The sequence below is a fragment of the Streptomyces composti genome (assembly GCF_012034205.1).
GTDB lineage: Bacteria > Actinomycetota > Actinomycetes > Streptomycetales > Streptomycetaceae > Streptomyces > Streptomyces composti.
The window spans coordinates 41,050-59,224 of sequence record NZ_JAATEM010000005.1 but is presented as its reverse complement, the minus strand read 5'-3'; the positions used below and the strand labels follow the sequence as shown (position 1 = coordinate 59,224).

The 18,175-nt window shown below is 73.0% G+C and carries 17 protein-coding genes; 1 reads left to right on the top strand and 16 read right to left on the bottom strand.

The features are described 5' to 3' along the window. Positions 1-178 precede the first annotated feature (178 nt). The 16 genes from HCJ93_RS05780 to HCJ93_RS05700 form a co-directional block, all read right to left on the bottom strand. A complete protein-coding gene (locus tag HCJ93_RS05780; RefSeq protein WP_167991696.1) occupies positions 179-2,011 on the bottom strand; it encodes a GMC family oxidoreductase in 1,833 nt (610 codons plus the stop codon). Next, positions 2,008-3,510 (bottom strand): tocopherol cyclase family protein, encoded by a 1,503-nt coding sequence (locus tag HCJ93_RS05775; protein ID WP_240967459.1) that lies wholly within the window; start codon positions 3,508-3,510, stop codon positions 2,008-2,010. Before HCJ93_RS05775 ends, HCJ93_RS05780 begins: the two co-directional genes overlap by 4 nt. Then, complete coding sequence (locus HCJ93_RS05770) at positions 3,507-4,193, bottom strand: FadR/GntR family transcriptional regulator (protein WP_167991694.1); 687 nt, start codon at positions 4,191-4,193, stop codon at positions 3,507-3,509. Before HCJ93_RS05770 ends, HCJ93_RS05775 begins: the two co-directional genes overlap by 4 nt. 193 nt (positions 4,194-4,386) lie before the next feature. After that, a complete protein-coding gene (locus HCJ93_RS05765) occupies positions 4,387-4,848 on the bottom strand; it encodes an SRPBCC family protein (protein WP_167991692.1) in 462 nt (153 codons plus the stop codon). 527 nt (positions 4,849-5,375) lie between these two features. Beyond that, the gene (locus tag HCJ93_RS05760; RefSeq protein ID WP_167991691.1) at positions 5,376-6,437 is read right to left on the bottom strand and encodes an acyl-CoA desaturase; all 1,062 of its coding nucleotides are present in this window, start codon (positions 6,435-6,437) and stop codon (positions 5,376-5,378) included. A 275-nt stretch (positions 6,438-6,712) separates the two neighbouring features. After that, complete coding sequence (locus HCJ93_RS05755) at positions 6,713-7,930, bottom strand: cytochrome P450 family protein (protein WP_167991689.1); 1,218 nt, start codon at positions 7,928-7,930, stop codon at positions 6,713-6,715. Then, the gene (locus HCJ93_RS05750; protein WP_167991687.1) at positions 7,927-9,162 is read right to left on the bottom strand and encodes a cytochrome P450; all 1,236 of its coding nucleotides are present in this window, start codon (positions 9,160-9,162) and stop codon (positions 7,927-7,929) included. Before HCJ93_RS05750 ends, HCJ93_RS05755 begins: the two co-directional genes overlap by 4 nt. Beyond that, a complete protein-coding gene (locus HCJ93_RS05745; protein WP_167991686.1) occupies positions 9,159-9,779 on the bottom strand; it encodes a GTP-binding protein in 621 nt (206 codons plus the stop codon). Before HCJ93_RS05745 ends, HCJ93_RS05750 begins: the two co-directional genes overlap by 4 nt. After that, positions 9,757-10,110, bottom strand: coding sequence for a DUF742 domain-containing protein (locus HCJ93_RS05740; RefSeq protein WP_167991684.1), 354 nt, complete (start codon positions 10,108-10,110; stop codon positions 9,757-9,759). The genes HCJ93_RS05745 and HCJ93_RS05740 overlap by 23 nt, the downstream gene beginning before the upstream one ends. Then, the gene (locus tag HCJ93_RS05735; RefSeq protein ID WP_167991682.1) at positions 10,107-10,529 is read right to left on the bottom strand and encodes a roadblock/LC7 domain-containing protein; all 423 of its coding nucleotides are present in this window, start codon (positions 10,527-10,529) and stop codon (positions 10,107-10,109) included. Before HCJ93_RS05735 ends, HCJ93_RS05740 begins: the two co-directional genes overlap by 4 nt. Before the next feature lie 2 nt (positions 10,530-10,531). Then, entirely contained in the window at positions 10,532-12,031 is a 1,500-nt protein-coding gene (locus HCJ93_RS05730; RefSeq protein WP_167991680.1) for an ATP-binding protein, read from the bottom strand. 650 nt (positions 12,032-12,681) lie between these two features. Next, on the bottom strand, positions 12,682-13,230 hold the full coding sequence (locus HCJ93_RS05725) for a GNAT family N-acetyltransferase (protein WP_167991679.1): 549 nt from the start codon (positions 13,228-13,230) through the stop codon (positions 12,682-12,684). 88 nt (positions 13,231-13,318) lie between these two features. Further along, on the bottom strand, positions 13,319-14,470 hold the full coding sequence (locus HCJ93_RS30000; RefSeq protein WP_309141317.1) for a hemerythrin domain-containing protein: 1,152 nt from the start codon (positions 14,468-14,470) through the stop codon (positions 13,319-13,321). A gap of 196 nt (positions 14,471-14,666) precedes the next feature. Further along, positions 14,667-15,041, bottom strand: a complete 375-nt coding sequence (locus tag HCJ93_RS05710; protein ID WP_206317011.1) for a hypothetical protein — start codon at positions 15,039-15,041, stop codon at positions 14,667-14,669. Continuing rightward, the gene (gene ctaD, locus HCJ93_RS05705) at positions 15,038-16,750 is read right to left on the bottom strand and encodes an aa3-type cytochrome oxidase subunit I (protein ID WP_167991677.1); all 1,713 of its coding nucleotides are present in this window, start codon (positions 16,748-16,750) and stop codon (positions 15,038-15,040) included. Before ctaD ends, HCJ93_RS05710 begins: the two co-directional genes overlap by 4 nt. Positions 16,751-17,048: 298 nt before the next feature. Then, entirely contained in the window at positions 17,049-17,552 is a 504-nt protein-coding gene (locus tag HCJ93_RS05700) for a hemerythrin domain-containing protein (RefSeq protein WP_167991676.1), read from the bottom strand. Between the two features lie 178 nt (positions 17,553-17,730). Between HCJ93_RS05700 and HCJ93_RS05695 the strand changes: the two genes are divergently transcribed. Further along, positions 17,731-18,141, top strand: coding sequence for a hypothetical protein (locus tag HCJ93_RS05695; protein ID WP_167991673.1), 411 nt, complete (start codon positions 17,731-17,733; stop codon positions 18,139-18,141). Positions 18,142-18,175 lie beyond the last annotated feature (34 nt).

The window sequence follows — 18,175 nt, the reverse complement described above, 5'->3', positions numbered from 1 at the left end:
CGATCACGCGCCCGCCCGCACCGCTCCGCATGCCGCCGGTGATCCCCGTCCGGACACCGACGGCGTGCGACGACGTCACACCCGCCCCGCACGCCTCACACCCGGTCCGGGACGGACCCGGCTCGTACCCGGCGCGGAGGGACCCGCTCACACCCGGACCCGGTGGCCGGCCGGGGCGTCACCGCTCCACATGCGCGCGGGCCACCGCCGAGGCAGCCGCCATGATGCTCAGCTGCGGGTTGACCTCGGGGCAGCTGGGCAGCACCGACGCGTCGGCGACGAGCACACCCCGCACACCCCGCAGCCGCCCCAGCGGGTCGGCGGGACTGCGCTGCGGGTCGCCGCCCGCGGCGACCGTGCCGGTCGGGTGGTAGGCCGACAGATGCAGCTGCCGCGCGCTCGCACCGGAGAGCAGGGTGTCGAGTTCGGCGAGACTGCGCACCCGGGGCCGGGAGGCGATCCCGGTGAGCACCTCCTCGGCGCCCGCCGCGAACAGCAGTTCCCCCATGGAGCGCACCGCGTGCATCAGCCGGCCGGTGTCCCGAGGGTGCAGGTCGTAGCGGAGCAGCGGGCGGCCACGGCCCAGCACCCGGCCCGAGGGCAGGTCGGCGATCATGGCGCCGAGCGTGGCCAGCCGGTCGGCGCCCTCCAGCTCCCGGCGCAGCTCCCTGCCCAGGCCAGGCAGCACGAAGGACCCCATGCCGGGCGGGGTGGCCGTGGCCTCGATGAGGACCCCGGCGTGATGGTGCTCCTCCACACCGACGCTCTGCAGCACGCCCCGCCACGCGGTGACCGGCTCGGCGAAGCGCCCGGCGACGCTGGTGGCCGGGTGGACGCTGAGGTTGCGCCCCAGGTACGGATGGCGGCCGAGCCCGGACCGGCGCAGCAGCGGCGGCGTGTGCAGGGCGCCCGCGGCGACCACGACGAGGGGCGCGAGGATCTCGAGGCCGCCGCCCGCGCGGCCTACGCGCACCCCGGCCGCCCTCGGCCCTCCCGGGCGGTCCGCGTCGACGAGGATGCGGTCCACCCGCGCCTCGGTCAGGATCCGGGCACCCGCGGCGCAGGCGGCGGGCAGCACGGACAGCTGCACGCTCTGCTTGGCTCCGGTCGGGCAGCCCACCACGCACTGGCAGGAGCCCTTGCAGCCGGGGGCGTTGCGGCGCAGCGGCGCCGCGCGCCAGCCGAGCCTGCGGGAACCGTCCAGCGCCAGACGACCGTTGTCGCCGAGCACGTCGAGCGGCTGGGAAGCCACCCGCAGGGTGTGTTCGGCGTCGTCGAGGTGCTCGTCGAGACCGTCCGCCGCCACGAACCCGAACTCGCTGCTCCAGCGGGTGCGCACATGGTCCGGAGTGCGGTAGCACGTACCGGAGTTGACGACCGTGGTCCCGCCCACCGCCCGGCCCACCGGCAGCAGCAGCGGCGGATCGCCGAGGGCGACCGTGGCTCCGCCGTCCCGGTACAGCTCCGCGAAGCGCTCGAGCGGCGGTCGGGCGGCGAAGGACCGGGTGGAGTGGTGCCGTCCCTCCTCCACGACGACCACCCTCAGCCCGGCCCGCGCGAGGGTCCGCGCGGCCATGGCACCGCCCGCGCCGGAGCCGACGACCACCGCGTCCGCGGTGGACCTGGCCGGCCACGCGTGCGCGGGGGTGCAGTCGAGCGGCGGATCCGGCGGTGCCGCGACCCGCGGCAGGCCCTGCCGCTCGAGCATGTGCTCGGTCCCGGACGCCAGCAGTACCGGAACCTTGAGCACGTCGAGAAGCGGGACGAGGCCGGGCCGCCGCCCCAGCCCGGCGAGCAGCGACTCCCGCTCGCCGGGGCTCAGCGCGGCGAGGGTGCGCCCGGTGCGTGCCACCGCGTAGGCGTCCAGAGCGCGGGCCGCCGCCCGCATCCCGGCCCGGGCCGGGCGGGGGAGCGAGGCCAGGAACGACTCGAGCCGCGCGGGCACCCGGGCGGGCCAGTCGGCGGTGCCGTCGTCGGCGACGAGCGCGGCCACCATCCCGGTGAGGCTCATCGGGTGCCCACCTCCGCGTGCGCGGTGCCGTCGAGCCGCCACTCGGCCTCGGTGCGCCAGCCGCCGAACCACCAGCGCTCCAGCAGCACATGGGCGTCGGCGCGTTCACTGTTGCGGCAGGTCGCCCGCGAGCCGTCGGGGTCGGTGTACTCCAGGGCGAGCGTGCGCTCGGCGGGCTGGTGGACCTCGACGCGGATCCGGCGCAGCCCCGCGCGGCCGGTGACCGACCAGCCGGGGAGGCCCACGTCGGCGCGGAAACGCCCCGCGCCCGCCCAGCCGACGGCGGTCCGCTCCGGGCGGCGCGGCCAGGTGCGGCCGCCCCGGCGCAGCCGCAGGAAGACCAGGGGCGGCAGCCGGCGCAGCCCCGGCCGCATGGAGACGGCCGCGACGACCTCCAGCACGTCCCCGTCACCGAGGTCCGCGTGCAGCCAGGCCCAGCGACGGGCGTTGCCGTGGCCGTAGATCCGGGCGGAGGCTCCCGGCGCTCCGGACAGCGACAGCGTGGTCCCGTCGACGGTGACCGTCCCGTCGTACGAGGCCCGCGCGGCGGGCAGGATCTGAGCCGCGGGCAGCAGCGGCCGGCGCCACGACCAGCGGGGGAAGGTGAACAACGGCCCGTCCAGCGGCCGTTCGGTCAGCTCCCAGGCCAGTGCGCCGTCCTCGGCGCTGCCGGTGAGCCGTCCGGGCCGCACGGTCACGGCGTCGGACCGGAAGCCGGTCCGCTCGCCGGGCCAGCGGCCGGGTCCGAAGCGGGCGTGCCGCACGGGCCCGTCCGCGGGGAAGAGCGCCACCCAGCCGTGCGCGTAGGGCGCGGATCCGTCGGCGGGCGCGACGAGTTCGTGATGCAGCCACAGTCCCGTCCCGGTCCTCGGATCGGTGACCGTGGTGTACCAGACCTCGGTACGGCCCGCCTCACCCTTCCAGCGGGGCTCCAGGAGCGCTCCGGGCCTCGCCCGGCGCGGGAAGCGGAAGCTCGACAGGAACGGCACGAGCTGGGTGGTCAGGGGGAAGCGCAGGGTGCCGGTGCCCATCCGCGCGCCGTCCTCGTACAGCGTGTACGGCAGCGTGGTCATCGAGGCCACGGGACGGAGCGGGGTCACCGACTTCCAGCCGTCGAGCAGCAGCCGCCGGCCTCCTGCGGTGAAGCGGATGCGGTAGCGGATGCGGCGCCGGGCGAGCGGTGAGATCTCCAGCTCGCCCTCGGCGCCCCGGTCGTCGGCCCAGTCCTCGATCCGTATCCGGCCGGTGGCGCGGGCCGCGGTCGTGCCGAGTACGCGCAGCACCCGGTCCGCCACGACGTCGAGATCGAGGCGGACGCGGCGCGGCCGGCGGTCCCCGTCCAGTCGCAGCGTGCCGAGCATGGTCTCGCTGAATCCGGTGCCGCGTGCGGCGCCGGGGACGTCCGTGCCGGGTGCGACGCCGGCGGCCGTCCCGTCTGCCGACTCGGCGTCCCCGTCGAGTGCGCCGGACGCACCCCCGTTTCCCATGGGCGCGCTCATGACATCCCCTCCAGCATGATCCGCTCGGTGGTCGTCAGATACTCCTCGGCCGCACGCCGGGCCGCGGCCGTGTCGCCCGCGGCGACCGCCTCCACCACCGGCGCGAGCCGCCCGTGCGCCACCCGCGCGTCCGTGAACGGGGCGACGAGCGAGGAGCGCAGCGGCAGATACGCGTTGAACAGCGTGTTGGTCAGCAGGACGTAGACGCGGTTGCCGGTGGCCCGCGCCAGCGCCCGGTGCACCTCGATGTCGGCGAGCTGCACCGCGTCGGCCGTCTCCGCCTGCGCCACCTCCGCCAGCAGCTCGCGCAGCTCGGCACACTGCCGCCCGGTCGCCCGGGCGGCGGCCCGCTCGGCGATCAACGCGCCGATGTGCCGCCGCACTTCGAAGACCTCACCGATCCAGTCGGGGCTGTGCCGCACCAGCATGGGCAGCAGGTCGGCCCGGCCGAACCGCAGATAGTCCAGCACCCGGGTGCCGACTCCGTGGCGCGTCTCCAGCAGCCCGGCCTGCACCAGACGCCCGAAGGCGTGCTTGAGGGTGGTGCGGGTGACGCCGTAGCCGTCGGCCAGCGTCCGTTCGGGCGGCAGATAACTCCCCGCCGGATGACGCCCGGTGAGGATGTCCTCCCGCAGTCGTTCCTCCAGGACGTCGACGATGGTCTCCCGCGGCAGTGGCTCCACGTGCGTCTCCCCTCGGGGTTATTGGCTCAGTGGCTCAGCCACTCAACCAGCAGACCGCAGGGGCGTCAATGCCCGGCGCACCGGCTCCCGCCGTGTACCGGGCCGTTGCGGCACGACCGCCTCGCCCGCGCACGACGGTGCGGGCCGGGTCGTCTGGACCCGCCCGCACCGCGCGTGTGCCCGCCGTGAGCGCTCAGCCGCCGGGCGCGACACGGCCCCGCCAGCCCCCGGACTCACCACCCTGTTTCTCGATGAACTCCTTGAAGCGCTGCATGTCGCCCTTGATGCGCCGGTCGATCATCCCCGTCATGTCCGCGGCCTTCTCGGCCATCCCGCCCGGCTCGACGTCCATCACCAGCTCCACCCGCGTGTGGGTGTCGTCCACCCGCTGGAAGCGGACCGTGCCCTTCTGCTGCACGTCACCGCTCGTGGTGCGCCAGGTGATCCGCTCGTCGGGAAGCTGGTCGACGATCTCCGTGTCGAACTCCCGCCGCACGCCGCCGATCTTCGTGGTCCAGTGATTGTGGCGGTCGTCGACCTGCCTGACCTCCTCCACCCCCTCCATGAAGTGCGGGAACTCCTCGAACAGGGTCCACTGGTTGTACGCGGTCCCCACCGGGACCTCGACCTCCACGGTCTCCTTGACAGTGCTCATACCAGAACTCCTCTCTCCGCGACCGCGGGTACCCGCGAGACCGGCCGGCTATCGGACCGATCCGCTGCGGTGGTGTGACCCCGGCCCCGGGGTGCGCGGGACAGCCGCTCTGGCGCTCGGGGACCGCGGGATGTCCCGAGCGGTCCCGGTGCGTCAGCAGCAGCGTGTCGGAGATGAGCGTGGCGCGCTTGGTGAGGTCCGCCAGCTCCGTCTCGTCGACGGACAGCCCTACGGAGAAGCGGGATCGGGAGAGCTTCTTCTGATCGACCGGCCGGCCGGCCCCGGCATCCCACAGATACCGGCCGTACTCCACGGCGACGGCACGGGGATCGCCGAGACCGGACGGCAGCCGCTGGAAGAAGCCACGCATGCGCCGCGCGACGGCGTTGTTCTGCGTCACCGGGGAGCGAAACAGCATGAGGCACGCTCCGCCCGGCACCGGGCCGCGTCAAGAAGCAGCTCCCGGCACCGCACTTCCCTGCGCACACCGGCGCACATCACCCGACGCCGGCCAGCCGCACGGCGGTTCAGCGGCTGCCGGCCCGCAGCGGCTCACCCACCTCGTGCATGTGGCGCAGCGCCTGACGATAGGAGTCGAGCAGACCGGTCTCGGCGTAGGGGATGCCCAGATCCCGGCAGTGCGCCTTCACCCGGGTCTGGGCGAGCCGGAGATGCGGGCGGGGCATGCTGGGGAACAGGTGGTGCTCGATCTGGTAGTTCAGGCCGCCGAGGAACCAGTCGGTGAGGGCGCCGCCCCGGATGTTGCGCGAGGTGAGCACCTGGCGGCGCAGATGGCCCCACTTCTCGCCGTCCGGGTCGGGCATCTCCATGCCCTTGTGGTTGGGCGCGAAGGCCATGCCCAGATGCAGCCCGAACAGGGCTTGGTGCAGCGCGGCGAAGGCGAGCGCCTGCGCGAGCGGCATGGTGGTCAGGAGCAGCGTGAGACAGAGCGCGACATGAGCGGCGAGGAGCGCGCCCTCCCCCAGGCGCTCACGGCCCCGCATCCGCCGCACGTGCCGCACCCCGGACACCTTCAGCGCCAGGCCCTCCAGGAGCGTGAGCGGGAAGAACAGCCAGGCCTGGTGCCGGGTGAGCCAGCCCCGGAAACCGGTCCGTCCGGCGGCCTGCTCGCCGGTGAAGACGAGCACGTCGGCGGCGACGTCCGGGTCCTTGCCGATGTGGTTCGGGTTGGCGTGGTGCCGGTTGTGCTTGTCGTTCCACCAGGCGTAGCTCATGCCGAGCAGCAGATTGCCGTGGAGGAGCCCGATGCGGCGGTTGGTGGCCCGGGCGTCGCTGATCTGCGCGTGTCCCGCGTCGTGGCCGATGAAGGCCGTGCGGGCGCACAGGACGGAGAGGACGGGAGCCAGCGCGAGCACCCACCACGAACCGCCGAGCAGCGCCATGGCGGTGACGACGGCGGCCAGGCAGAGCGCGTTGACCAGGATCGTGCGCGCGTACCAGCCGGTGCGCCGGCCGAGCAGCCCCCGCTCCTTGATGTCGCGCAGCAGCGGCGTGAACTCGCTGCCCCGCTCAGGTGGGAGCGGTGCGCTCTTCGGGCGGGCCGGCGCGGTCTCGGCGGTCAAGGACATGCGGCGACTCCGTGAGGTGGGTGGACGTCGGTGATGCGGACGGCGACGCCTGCCGCACCGCCCGGTCCGAACGACCGTACGGAGCAGGGATGGTGCCGGACCATGGAGCCACCCCCCGGACGGCGGTGCGGCGGCCACCCGGCCGTTCCTGGGGTGAGCCGCACGCCGGAGGTGGGGATGTCCGCAGGCCGGGGCGGGACGACCAGGGACGGAACGAGCACGCGCCGCCACCCGGTCGGCGGGCGGCGGCGCGTGCTCGCTTCGGCGGTCGCCGCTCAGCGCAGATGCACCGGAAGGCTCTGGTGCCCGTTGCTGATGAGCGAGCCGAGGGGCTGGAGCTCCTCGGCCGGTACGGCGAGGCGGATGTCCGGGAAGCGGTCGAAGAGGTGCTCGAGGACCAGGGCGACCTCCAGGCGGGCCAGCGGGGCGCCCAGGCAGAAGTGCACGCCGTGCCCGAACGCGAGGTGGTCCTTGACCGTGCGGGTCGCGTCGAAGGTGTCGGGGTCGTCGTGCCAGTCGGGGTGACGGTTGGCGGCGGCGTAGGAGGCGAGGATCGCCTCGCCGCGCGCGATGGTCTGCCCGCCGGGCAGCGGGATGTCGTTGACCGCGTACCGGAGCGGCAGGTGCTTGACGGCCGGCTCGTGCCGCAGCGTCTCCTCCACCACGTCGTTCCAGGTGACCGTTCCCTCGCGGACCAGCTCCAGCTGGTCGGGGCGGGTCAGCAGCGTGCACACCGCCTGGTCGATGACGTTGACTGTGGTCTCGTATCCGGCGCTGATCATCAGCAGCAGGGTGTCGCGCAGCTCGGTCGGCGACAGGCGGGCGCCGTCGCTCTCGTCGTCCCGCGCGGCGATCAGCAGGGACGTCATGTCGTCCCCCGGCTCGCTCCGCTTGGCTTCGATCAGTTCGTCCAGATGCGCGTACAGGCGGGCCGTGTTGGCCTGCGCCTCCTCCTGGCTCAGCGTGGTGTCGAAGACCCCGTCCACGACGGCACGGAAGTTCGCCCGGCGGCTCTCCGGCACGCCCATCAGGTGCCCGATCACCCCGATGGGCAGCGGGTAGGCCAGCTCCTGGCGCAGATCGACCGGCTCCTGCTCCGGCAGCGACGCCAGCCGCTCCACCAGGTCCGTCACCATCTTCTCGACGGCCGGCCGCATGGCGTCGATCCGGCGGGAGCTGAAGGCAGGCGCCACCAGCCGGCGCAGCCTGCGGTGGCCGGGTCCGTACGCGGTGAACATGTTCTCCACCGCGACCCACAGCGCCAGCGGCCAGGTGGCGACCGCCTGCTCGTAGCCGGGCCAGTGCGCGCGGGCGTCCTTGGACACGTCCGGGCTGGTCAGCAGCTGTTTGAGCAGCGCAGGATCGCTCACCGACCAGGCCTGGACACCGAGTACGTCCACCCGGCTGGCGGGGCCGCGGGCGTGCAGGGCGCGGTGCTCGGCGTGGTGGTCGGCACCGGCGGGGTCGAGGACGAGCGGCGGCTGCTGGGTCATGACGGCACTCCTGTACGTGCGGCGGGAAAGATGACGGGCAGCGACTCCAGGGCCCGGTGGAACGGGCCCGGGCGCCAGGTGAGTTCGCCGGCCGGGCAGGCGAGGTCGGTCTCGGGCAGCGCGTCGAGCAGATACGTGATCGCGGTCTCCGCGATGAGGTAGGCGTGCGAGCGGGCGGGGCAGGTGTGCGGGCCGGCGCTCCAGGCGAGATGCGCCCGGTTGCCGGTCAGCCGGCCCTCCGGCACCCCCGCGGTGAGCGCCGGATCGTTGTTGGCGGCCGCCATGGAGATCACCACCGGCTGATCGGCCGGCAGCAGCACCCCGTCCACGTCGATCGGATACGGCGGATAGGAGATGCAGTAGTTCGCCATCGGCGGGTCGGTGTACAGCACGGCGTCCAGGGCGTCGCGCACCGTGGACAGCCCGGCGTGCAGATCGGCGGAGAAGTCCTCGTCGGTGAGGATCTTCAGGATGGTGTTGCTGATCAGGTTGGTCAGCGGCTCGATGCCCGCGCCGTAGAGCGTGACCAGCTGATGGCTCATCTCCACGTCGTCGAGGCGCGCCGAGTGCGCGATCAGCCGGGAGGTGATGTCGTCGCCGGGCTCCCGCCGGCGCAGCGCCACCAGGTCCAGGACGGCCTGGCTGAGGATCTCGTTGCCGCGCTCGGCGTCCGTGGTCTCGAAGATCCTCGCCATGCCGTCGGCGATGCGCCGGCCGATCTCGTCCGGGCAGCCGAGCAGCGCGCTCAGCACCTGGAAGGCGATGGGGAACGAGTACTGCGTCAGCAGATCCGCCTCACCGGTCGCCCGGAAGCCGGCGATGGCGCCGGAGGCGATCTTCTCCACCAGGGCCCGCAGCTGGTGCTGGTCGACCGCGTCGATGGCGGAGGTGTTCGCCGCCCGGTAGCGGGCGTGCTCGGCGCCGCTGGAGCGCAGCGCGTTGGGACGCCACTCCATCATCGGCCGGACCGGACACGACGTGGGTATCAGCTTCTCCCAGGCCCGCGGGTCGGCGGGGAAGTGCAGCGGATCGTTGAGGATGCGGCGCGCCTGGTAGTAGCCGATCACCAGGGTCGCCGGCACCCCGGGAGCGAGATCCACCGGGACGAGCGGACCGTGAGTCATGCGCATGCGCCGGTACATGGCGTGCGGGTCGGCGGCGAACTCCGGGGAGTACAGGGCGATTCGCTCCGGTTCACCGGCCGGCGCGGACGCGGCGGAAGGCATCGTCATGGTCGGGACTCCAGAAGGGCGGCCGAGCGACGCTCGGAGAGGTACTCGGTGAGCGTGATCAGGGCGTGCAGGGACGAGGTGCGGTCGCGGGCGTCACAGACCGTCAGGGGAGTGCCGGGATCCAGGGCGAGAGCCTCACGCAGCTCGGCCTCGGGGTAACTCGGCGCGTCCGGGAAGGCGTTGATGGCCACCGCGTACGGCACGCCGCAGGTCTCCAGCAGGCCCAGCGCGTCGTGGGAGGCGTCCAGGTCACGGGTGTCGGCGAGGACCAGGCAGCCCAGCGCGCCCTCGGTGAGGTCCTCCCACAGCGGCTGGAAGCGCGCCTGCCCGGGCAGCCCGAAGAGATACAGCGCCAGCCGGCCGCCGGCCATGTGGATGCGGCCGAAATCCATCGCCACGGTGGTCGTGGTCTTCTCCGGAGTGCCGCGCAGATCGTCCACCCCGACGCTGGCCTGGGTGATCGGTTCCTCCATCCGCAGCGGCTTCACCTCCGACACGCTGCCGATGAGCGTGGTCTTGCCGACGCCGAAGCCGCCCGCGACGACGATCTTGGCCGACCGCGTCACCGTGGACGGGACGTAGGTGACGGGCGGGTCAGACCATGGAGCGGAGTCCACGGAGCACCTCCTGCAGCAGGTCGAAGTCGGGCTGATGGCCGGCCGCCGCGACCGGGGCGGCCAGGTGGCCGGAGTCCATCAGCGAGGAGACGAGGATGCGCACCGTCGACGGCGGCAGCTCCAGCGCGGCGGCGATGTCGGCGACGGCCAGGCCGCCGCCCGCCCCGGCGAACAGACGCATCACCCGGCGGGCGTCCGGACTCAGACCCTCGGTGGGCGCGTTCGCGGCGACGACCACGCTCTCCGGACGGACGTCGTCACGGGCACGGACCTGACCGCCGGTGCGGACATAGGGCCTGACCATGTCGGGGTCACGCCGCGGCCCCGTCATGCCGGTGAGCCGCCTTCCGCGGCCGGCACCCGGTCGGCGACACCCAGCTCGTGCCCCACCCGGGTGGCGAGCCGCACCATGTGATGGGAGATCAGGCCCACATCGGCGTCCGGTCCTGTGGTGCACACCGAGAGCATGGTGTTCTTCGCCGCGGTGGTCGTCAGGCCGATGCAGCCGACCGACTCGATCAGCAGCTGGCGCATGCCCTGACCGCCGGTGAACTCGTCCCAGGCCTTGCCCGCGGCCCGCAGCGCCGCCGTGAGCGCGGCGAACTTCTCCCCGTCGTCCTGACTGATCGTCTCGGTGCGGGCCTTCAGCAGCCCGTCGCTGCTCATCAGTACCGCGTAGCGGACGCCCTCGACGGTGCCGAGTTCCTGGTCGAGCAGCCAGCCCAGGCTGTTGGAGTGTGTGTCTTGCACGGTCAGTTTCCTTCGTCGTGTGCGGCGTCGTGTCCGGCGGGCGTCTGGGAGGTCTCGTCCCTGCGGCCGCGGCGCGTCCCCTCGGCCCACGCCGCGGCGATCGCGGGACGGCCCGGCCCGGCGGCGGGAGGTTCGGCCGATGTGCTCCGCGGCACCGCCGGCGCCTTGGAGCGCTTGCGCACGGTCAGCCCGCTGGCCGTCCTGGCCGGCGGCTCCGCGGCCGGCCCGGCTCCGTCCCCGGACGTGGCGGCGGTTGCGGGCCGTTCGGTGGCACCGGCAATCGCCCCGGCGGCAGCGGGGGAGGAGGAACCGGCCACCGCCTGCGAGGCGGAGTCCACGGCCCCCTGCGCACCGGAGCCCGGGGCGTCCGGCGAGGCGGAGCGGGAGGCGGATGCGGCCGGGGCCGCCGGAGCCGGAGAGGTCAGCAGATGCTTCGGCAGGACGAGCATGGCGCGCGTGCCCTGGTAGATGTTCGGCGCGGTCAGCTCCACCCGGAAGCCGTAGTCCTCCGCCAGCACGGAGGCCACCCGCAACCCGGTCTGGGGGTGGGCGCCCAGGCGGGTGATGTCGTCGCGCTGCTTGCCGGACATCACGTCGCTCGCCCACAGCAGGCGCTCGTCGTCCATGCGCAGCCCGGCGTCGTCGACGATCAGGAAGCAGGCGTGGTGCCCCTGCTCCAGGGAGACGTGCACACTCGCCGACGGCGGCGAGTAGCGCAGGGCGTTGTCCAGCAGCACCGCGAGGGTGTGCACCACGGCCTCCACCGCGCGTCCCTCGACCGCCACGGACCCCATCTCCGGGTGCTTGATCCGCTCGTACCCCTCGATCCGGCCCATGGCCGCCTGCACGATGTCGGTCAGCGTGGTGGCGGGCCAGCGCCGGGAGAGCTTGTCACCGGCCAGGACGGCGTACCCCGAGGCGGTCAGCAGCATCTGCTGCGCCAGATGGTCGATCTCCACGAGCGTCGCGTACGCCTCGTCCGAGACGTGCCGCCGCACACCCTGGCTGACCGCCCGGCCCAGCCGCGCCGCACGGGCCACCACGTTGTTGGCGAAGCCGCGCACCGCGGCCCGCGCCACCCCCACCGACTCCTGCCGCACCTTCTCGACCTGGAGCTCGGCCTCCTGACGGGCCTCCTCGGCGGCACGGACGGCGGCCGCGCGCTCCTGCGCCCTGACCTCCTGCACCGCGGCGGTCACCGCACCCGGCAGGGCACGCAGATGCTCGGCGAGCGGAGTGCCGTCCAGATGCGGCGGTACGACGAGCCCGGCGCCCTGCCCGCCACGGGACCGGCCGTCGCTCACGGCCGCCGGAACCACGGTGGCCGCCAGATGCCCCACGCACTGCTCGGCGGCGACGAGTTGCTGGGTGAGCCGGTCGTTGTGGCCGCGCAACAACTCGGCCTGACGCTCGGCGCGATCGCTTTTGCGCCAAAAGTGCCAGGCGGTTCCGGCGCCGGCCAGCGCCGGCAACGCGGCGGCGGTCACTATGAGTTCGATCATCAGGTCCTCACGAGAGGGGGAAGCCGTCGGAGTGCGGGGATCGTGGGCGGGCCTGGGCCGGTGGGCTGGGGGAGAGCGGAAGCCGGGCCCGGACGCGCGCGGCCGGACGGACCCGGCGCGCGCGGCCGGCCGCCTGCCCGCCTCCGGCGCCCGTGGCCCCGGCACCGCGCGCCTGCGGCGGCTGTGCGGCGAACGTCCTGACACGGCCGGTCACCTGCGAACCGCCCTAACGCAGCGTCGCCCGGGAGCGTCTCCCCGCCGGGCACGCGGAGACCGACGACTCGGCTGGACGGACGGCGGCGAGGGCGCGCGACATGGATCTCCTGGTCCCGGACGAGGGCGTGCAGCAGCGGGGGAGCGGCGAGGTGCGGGTTCGAGGCGGCACGGTCGTGCCGCCACCGACCTGCGGCTTGCGCATGTGCTGGTGGCATTCGGCAGGGACCATACCGCTCCTGCTCACGCCTCGTGGCAGCCCGATGACGGCACCGGCCGGCCGGCCCTGGCGGTATGGGCGAAAAATGCCGCTTGGCGGTCAACTCGCTTTGGCTGACAAAGAGTTGGTGTTCAGTGCGGGATCCTGGTAGTGGGCCGCTTCGCGCATCCGGCAAGCGGTTGAAACCCGAAGAATACGTCGGCGCCCCGGTGCACGCTCAGCGGGTGCCCTCGGCGGGCGACCGGACCCCCAGCCATTGCTCGGCCCCCCACTCCTGGAAGCGTTCGACCTCGGTGAATCCCAGCTTCCCGGCGAGACGCAGCGAGCGCTCGTTGGCCGTCTGCGTGCACAGCAGCACCGGCTCTCCCGGGCGTACTCCGGCGAACCACTCCAGAACGGCTGTGCACGCCTCCGCGGCGTAGCCCCGCCCCCACGCCTCCGGCAGCAGCATGTAGCCGATCTCGGCCTCACCGCCCTCGGGCCGGATGTGCCCCGGCCGCTCCGCGGCACGCCGCTCGATGGTGACCGTGCCGATCATCGCCCCGCCGAGCTCCACCACGAACACCCCCGGCCGCCGCCCGGGCACCGGCGGCACCTCCCGCTCCAGCTCCTCCCGCGGGCGAGCGCCACCGAGATGGGCACGCACCTGAGGCGACGCGAACAACTCGACGAACGCCGCACGGTCCCCGGCCCGCGACTCGCGCAGCACGAGCCGTCCGGTGCGTATCGGTTCAGGCGGCCAGGCAACGGCTCCGAGTGCTGTCATGCCGGACAACGTAGCCCGGAACGGCGCGCGGCGGACGGGGGACCGGGGACCGCGAGCCGGGTGCGGGCCTCGCCGCCGGGCGGGCCGTTCACGCGTCGTGCCGTGCCGTCGCCGTACCGGCCAGCAAAGCCCCCGCCGCCTCGTCGTGCAGCGCGTCCAGCGTCTCCATCTGCTGCTCCGCCCGGCGCAGCAGCTCCAGCAGGCGGGCCGCGTCCAGCCGGGTGTCCCGCCGGGCCGCGGCGAGCAGGGCGCGCCAGCACAGCGCCTTGCCCTGCGCCGCCAGCCGCAACGCACCCAGCTCCACCAGCAGTGAGAGCCCGGTACCGCGCAGCAGCCGGCCGTTGGGCTTCAGCCGTCCGGCCTTCTCGCCCAGCCAGGCCCCGTACACCTTGTAGTGCCTGACCGGGATGCCCAGCTCGCCGAGCTGCCGCTGGAGCGCCAGCCGGTCCTGCGCGCACTGCCGCGCGAGGTCCCTCAGCTTGTCGCCGTCCGGGCCCTCACCGTGCTCCCGCACCATCCGCCGGGCCAGCTCCGCGGCGCCGGCCGCCCCGGCCAGGTGATCGTTGAGGAGGATCTCGAGCCTCTTCTGCCGTGTCTCCGCGTCGCCGGCGTCTCCTGCCGCCCCGCCCGCCCCGCTCGCCCGGCCCTTTCGGGCCCTGCCCGCTCCGACCGCGTCCCGGATCCGGTCGCAGGCGCCGAGCGGCACGCCCAGCAGCGCATTGCCGGGCGGGCGCCTCGGGATGACAGGGTGGGGGTGCGTGGGCGCAGTCCGCCGCACCGTGTCCCATGCCGTGCCGAGCCGGCGCAGCTGCGCGGCAGGGAGCGCCTCCTGCAGGCGCGGCAGCACCACATCCTCCTCGTCGCGGATGTCCTGCCGGATCAGGGAGAACACCCGGCGCACCTTCTCCTCCCGCCCGGCGGACCCCGGGCTCAGGCGCTCGATCTCCGCGACGAGATCGTTGATCTGCTGGTGCTCCTCCTCGACCCGGGAGGTCAGCTCGTCCCCGCCCTCGACCGACCGCCGCACGGCCGGCCACAGCACGGTCTCCTCTGCGAAGGCATGGCTGAAGACCAGCTGCACGAGCTCCTTCAGGAGCCGCTCACGCTCCGCACCGTCGGCCAGAGCGCCCCAGCGGTCCATCAGCCGGTCCATCTCGGCGTGATCGCGTCGCTGCCGGGCCAGGACGCTGGCCGCACCGCCCAGCTGGACGACCGTCTGCTCCTCGATGCTCACAGCCATGGGTCGCTCCTCTCCGCTCACGGAAACGCCGGTCAGGGCCGCGCCCGCCCGCCCGCGCGGCCGCCGGGGCGTCCCGCGCGGGCACGAGCCAGGTACCCCTCGTGGCTGCCGCGATGCGCCCGCACCTGTGAGCATCCGCGACCACCTGCGAGCAGCCGCGGCGGCCGGACGCGGCACCCGCGCCGCTGGGATGCGGCTAGCGGCCGAGAAGACACACCGCGGTGCCCGCGGCCCCCGCGCAGGCGACGACGGCGCAGGCGAAGGCGGCGTGGCGGCGGAGCAGACCGCGGCGCAGGGCCGCGTACCGGGCCTCGTACTCGCCGCGCATCTGCTCCGCGCGTTCCAGGGTGTGCAGCATCGTCGTGCGGGTCAGGTCGATGCGCTGACGGACGTACTGACGGGTGACGTCCTCCGCCTGAGCGGTGGTCAGCCAGGGCAGGCGGGCGCAGAGGGCCTCCGCCTCGCGGCGAGCCTGCTCGTGGTGGGTGCGGGCGAGGAGATAACCCTCGACCCGGTCGGCCAGGGCGCTCCCGCGCCCGTCCGGCACCGGTCCGCGCTCGCCGCGTCTCATCGCGGTTCGCCCTTGTGGCGGTCGGTGGGCACGGCGTCCCGCTTGCCGACGTTCTCCGCCTCCTCGAGCTGCGCCAGATCCGGGTGGTGCAGGTCGAAGGCCGGCGACTCGGAGCGGATACGGGGCAGCGTGACGAAGTTGTGGCGGGGCGGCGGGCAGGACGTCGCCCACTCCAGCGAGCGGCCGTAGCCCCAGGGATCGTCCACCTCGACCCGCTTGCCGTAGCGGCCGGTCCACCACACGTTGTACAGGAAGGGCAGCGTGGACAGGCCGAGCAGGAAGGCGCCGATGCTGGAGACCGTGTTGAGGGCCGTGAAGCCGTCGAGGGCCAGATAGTCCGCGTAGCGCCGCGGCATGCCCTCCGCGCCGAGCCAGTGCTGCACCAGGAACGTGGTGTGGAACCCGACGAACAGCGTCCAGAAGTGCACCTTCTCCAGCCGGGTGTCGAGCATTTTCCCGGTCATCTTCGGCCACCAGAAGCTGAAGCCGCCGAACATCGCGAAGACGATCGTGCCGAACAGCACGTAGTGGAAGTGCGCCACCACGAAGTAGCTGTCGGTCACATGGAAGTCCATCGGCGGCGAGGCGAGCAGCACGCCGGTCAGACCGCCGAAGAGGAAGGTGACCAGGAAGCCGACCGCCCACAGCATGGGAGGCTCGAAGGAGATCGAGCCCTTCCACATCGTGCCGGCCCAGTTGAAGAACTTCACTCCGGTGGGGACGGCGATCAGGAAGCTCATGAAGGAGAAGAACGGCAGCAGCACCGCCTGCGTGGCGAACATGTGGTGCGCCCACACGGCCACGGACAGACCGGTGATGGTGATGGTGGCACCGACCAGCCCCATGTAGCCGAAGAGCGGTTTGCGGGAGAAGACCGGCAGGATCTCGGTGGCCACGCCGAAGAAGGGCAGGGCGAGGATGTAGACCTCGGGGTGGCCGAAGAACCAGAACAGGTGCTGCCACAGCAGTGCCCCGCCGTTCGACGCGTCGTAGACGTGCGCACCGAACTTCCGGTCCGCCTCCAGAGCGAACAGCGCGGCCGCGAGGACCGGGAACGCCAGCAGGACCAGCACCGAGGTCAGCAGCACGTTCCAGGTGAAGATCGGCATCCGGAACATGGTCATGCCCGGGGCGCGCATGCAGATGATCGTGGTGATGAAGTTGACGGCACCGAGGATGGTGCCGAACCCGGCCAGGGCCAGCCCCATGATCCACAGATCACCGCCCAGGTGCGCGGTGCGCTCGGGTCCGCTCAGCGGCGTGTAGGCGGTCCAGCCGAAGTCGGCGGCGCCGTCGGGAACCACCAGGCTGCTCAGCACGATGAGCCCGCCGAAGAGGAACAGCCAGTACGAGAACATGTTCAGCCGCGGGAAGGCCACATCGGGGGAGCCGATCTGCAGCGGCATCACCGCGTTGGCGAACCCGGCGAACGTCGGGGTGGCGAACAGCAGCAGCATGATCGTGCCGTGCATGGTGAACGCCTGGTTGTACTGCTCGTTCGACAGCAGCTGCGTTCCCGGCCGGGCCAGCTCCGCCCGGATGGCCATCGCCAGGATTCCCCCGACCAGGAAGAACACGAACGACGTGATCAGGTAGAGGTGGCCGATCTTCTTGTGGTCGGTGGTGGTCAGCCAGGAGATGATCACCCGACCGCGGCGGTGTCGCTCGGCCGCCGGAACTGGAGCAACGGGCTCGGTTTGGGTCGCCATCGGATTCCTCTTCGGCAGCAGCGCAGGGGCGGCATCAGCGGCAGGGACGGAGACGGGCAGGGCCCCGCTGGGCCGCCCCCGTCGTCGCGGGGTGCGGCCCAGCGCAAACTAGCCCCGCCTCCGTCCCGGCCGCCTGTGCTGCGCGTCGCCGTAGGCCCCAATGGACGCCAAGACCATTCGTCCGGGTGGCGTGCGCCGAGCCATGAGGGTGATCATCCGGTGTGTCTCCCGGCCGTCGCGGCGGCGACCGGTCAGGAGACGGAGAGGACTCCGGTCAGGACGGGCCCGAAGGCTCGGATCAGGAGGACTTCGCGGACTGCACGATGCGCCGCACGTTCTCCACGCTCCCGCAGTCCGCCTTCAGCTGACGCTCACGCTCCTCCAGGAAGGCCGCGCCCAGCTCCTCCCGGCGCGGCATCGCCACGTTCTCCCGCGCCCCGTTGAGGATCGTGCGCTCCTCCTCGTCCGCGTGGTGCGTGACCGCCTCCACCAGCTCCTCCAGCTTCGAGTCCCACTCCTCGGACCCGGCCTCCTCGACCTGGAGCAGCCCGAGCAGCGCCTCGTTGCCCTCGTCGTGCTCGTGCTCGCCGTGCTCGACCTCTTCGTCGTCGATGTTCTTGTACCGCTTCAGCGCCGGGTAGACCTCGTTCTCCTCGGCCACGGCGTGAGCGACCAGCAGCGCCGAGAACTCGCGCAGCGCGCCCGCGCGGTCGGCCTCGACACTGCGCATCTGCCGGAAGAGGTCCTCCATGCGGCGGTGGTCCTGGAGGATGAGCTCGACGACGTCCTGCGTCTGGGGCATGGGGTGGTACTCCTCGGGTGCCGGGGAACGGTGCCTCATCCGTCTGCCCCGTCGAAGCCGATCGAGTACTTCCCGTTCCCGTCCGTTTCGTTCCGCCCCCGGCGGCGTGCCTCCCGGCTTCCGGGGCACACGGGGATGCAGGCGAAGCAAGGCACAGCAGGAAACGGTGAAGCGAAGCATGCTTTCACATGCACTGGAACAAGGCGTACTCGTGCTCTCGATCAACGACGCCGACGTCGCGGACGGCGCCGACGTCGCGGACGGCGCGGACGGCGCGGACGGCGCGGACGGCGCGGACGGCGGCCGGGGCGCCCTTCTCACGGACATCACCGATCTGGTGCACGCCTGCGCGCCTGCCCCCGTCGTGATCATCCTGGCGGACCCCGCCGCGAACCGCACCGCACTGGACGTCGTCCTGCGGGCCCACCGGCTGTGCAGCAGCCTCGGCATCATGATGTCCGTGGCCACGCACAGCGCCCTGGCCCGCCGCAGGCTCGAGGAGGAAGCCGACACCAGCGGCATCCGCCTGGTCATCCACGCCCGCACCGACACCGCCATCTCGACGACGGCGTACACCGCGGCCGCCTGAGCGCCCCGCCCACCCCCTGCCGGCTCGTCCGTCA

What these genes read in the sequence shown, in the direction of transcription:
- HCJ93_RS05780 (WP_167991696.1), bottom strand. Translation starts at nt 2,011, where the DNA reads ATGAGCCTCACCGGGATGGTGGCCGCGCTCGTCGCCGACGACGGCACC.
- HCJ93_RS05775 (WP_240967459.1), bottom strand. Translation starts at nt 3,510, where the DNA reads ATGAGCGCGCCCATGGGAAACGGGGGTGCGTCCGGCGCACTCGACGGG.
- HCJ93_RS05765 (WP_167991692.1), bottom strand. Translation starts at nt 4,848, where the DNA reads ATGAGCACTGTCAAGGAGACCGTGGAGGTCGAGGTCCCGGTGGGGACC.
- HCJ93_RS05760 (WP_167991691.1), bottom strand. Translation starts at nt 6,437, where the DNA reads ATGTCCTTGACCGCCGAGACCGCGCCGGCCCGCCCGAAGAGCGCACCG.
- HCJ93_RS05755 (WP_167991689.1), bottom strand. Translation starts at nt 7,930, where the DNA reads ATGACCCAGCAGCCGCCGCTCGTCCTCGACCCCGCCGGTGCCGACCAC.
- HCJ93_RS05750 (WP_167991687.1), bottom strand. Translation starts at nt 9,162, where the DNA reads ATGACGATGCCTTCCGCCGCGTCCGCGCCGGCCGGTGAACCGGAGCGA.
- HCJ93_RS05740 (WP_167991684.1), bottom strand. Translation starts at nt 10,110, where the DNA reads ATGACGGGGCCGCGGCGTGACCCCGACATGGTCAGGCCCTATGTCCGC.
- HCJ93_RS05730 (WP_167991680.1), bottom strand. Translation starts at nt 12,031, where the DNA reads ATGATCGAACTCATAGTGACCGCCGCCGCGTTGCCGGCGCTGGCCGGC.
- HCJ93_RS05725 (WP_167991679.1), bottom strand. Translation starts at nt 13,230, where the DNA reads ATGACAGCACTCGGAGCCGTTGCCTGGCCGCCTGAACCGATACGCACC.
- HCJ93_RS30000 (WP_309141317.1), bottom strand. Translation starts at nt 14,470, where the DNA reads ATGGCTGTGAGCATCGAGGAGCAGACGGTCGTCCAGCTGGGCGGTGCG.
- HCJ93_RS05710 (WP_206317011.1), bottom strand. Translation starts at nt 15,041, where the DNA reads ATGAGACGCGGCGAGCGCGGACCGGTGCCGGACGGGCGCGGGAGCGCC.
- ctaD (WP_167991677.1), bottom strand. Translation starts at nt 16,750, where the DNA reads ATGGCGACCCAAACCGAGCCCGTTGCTCCAGTTCCGGCGGCCGAGCGA.
- HCJ93_RS05700 (WP_167991676.1), bottom strand. Translation starts at nt 17,552, where the DNA reads ATGCCCCAGACGCAGGACGTCGTCGAGCTCATCCTCCAGGACCACCGC.
- HCJ93_RS05695 (WP_167991673.1), top strand. Translation starts at nt 17,731, where the DNA reads ATGCTTTCACATGCACTGGAACAAGGCGTACTCGTGCTCTCGATCAAC.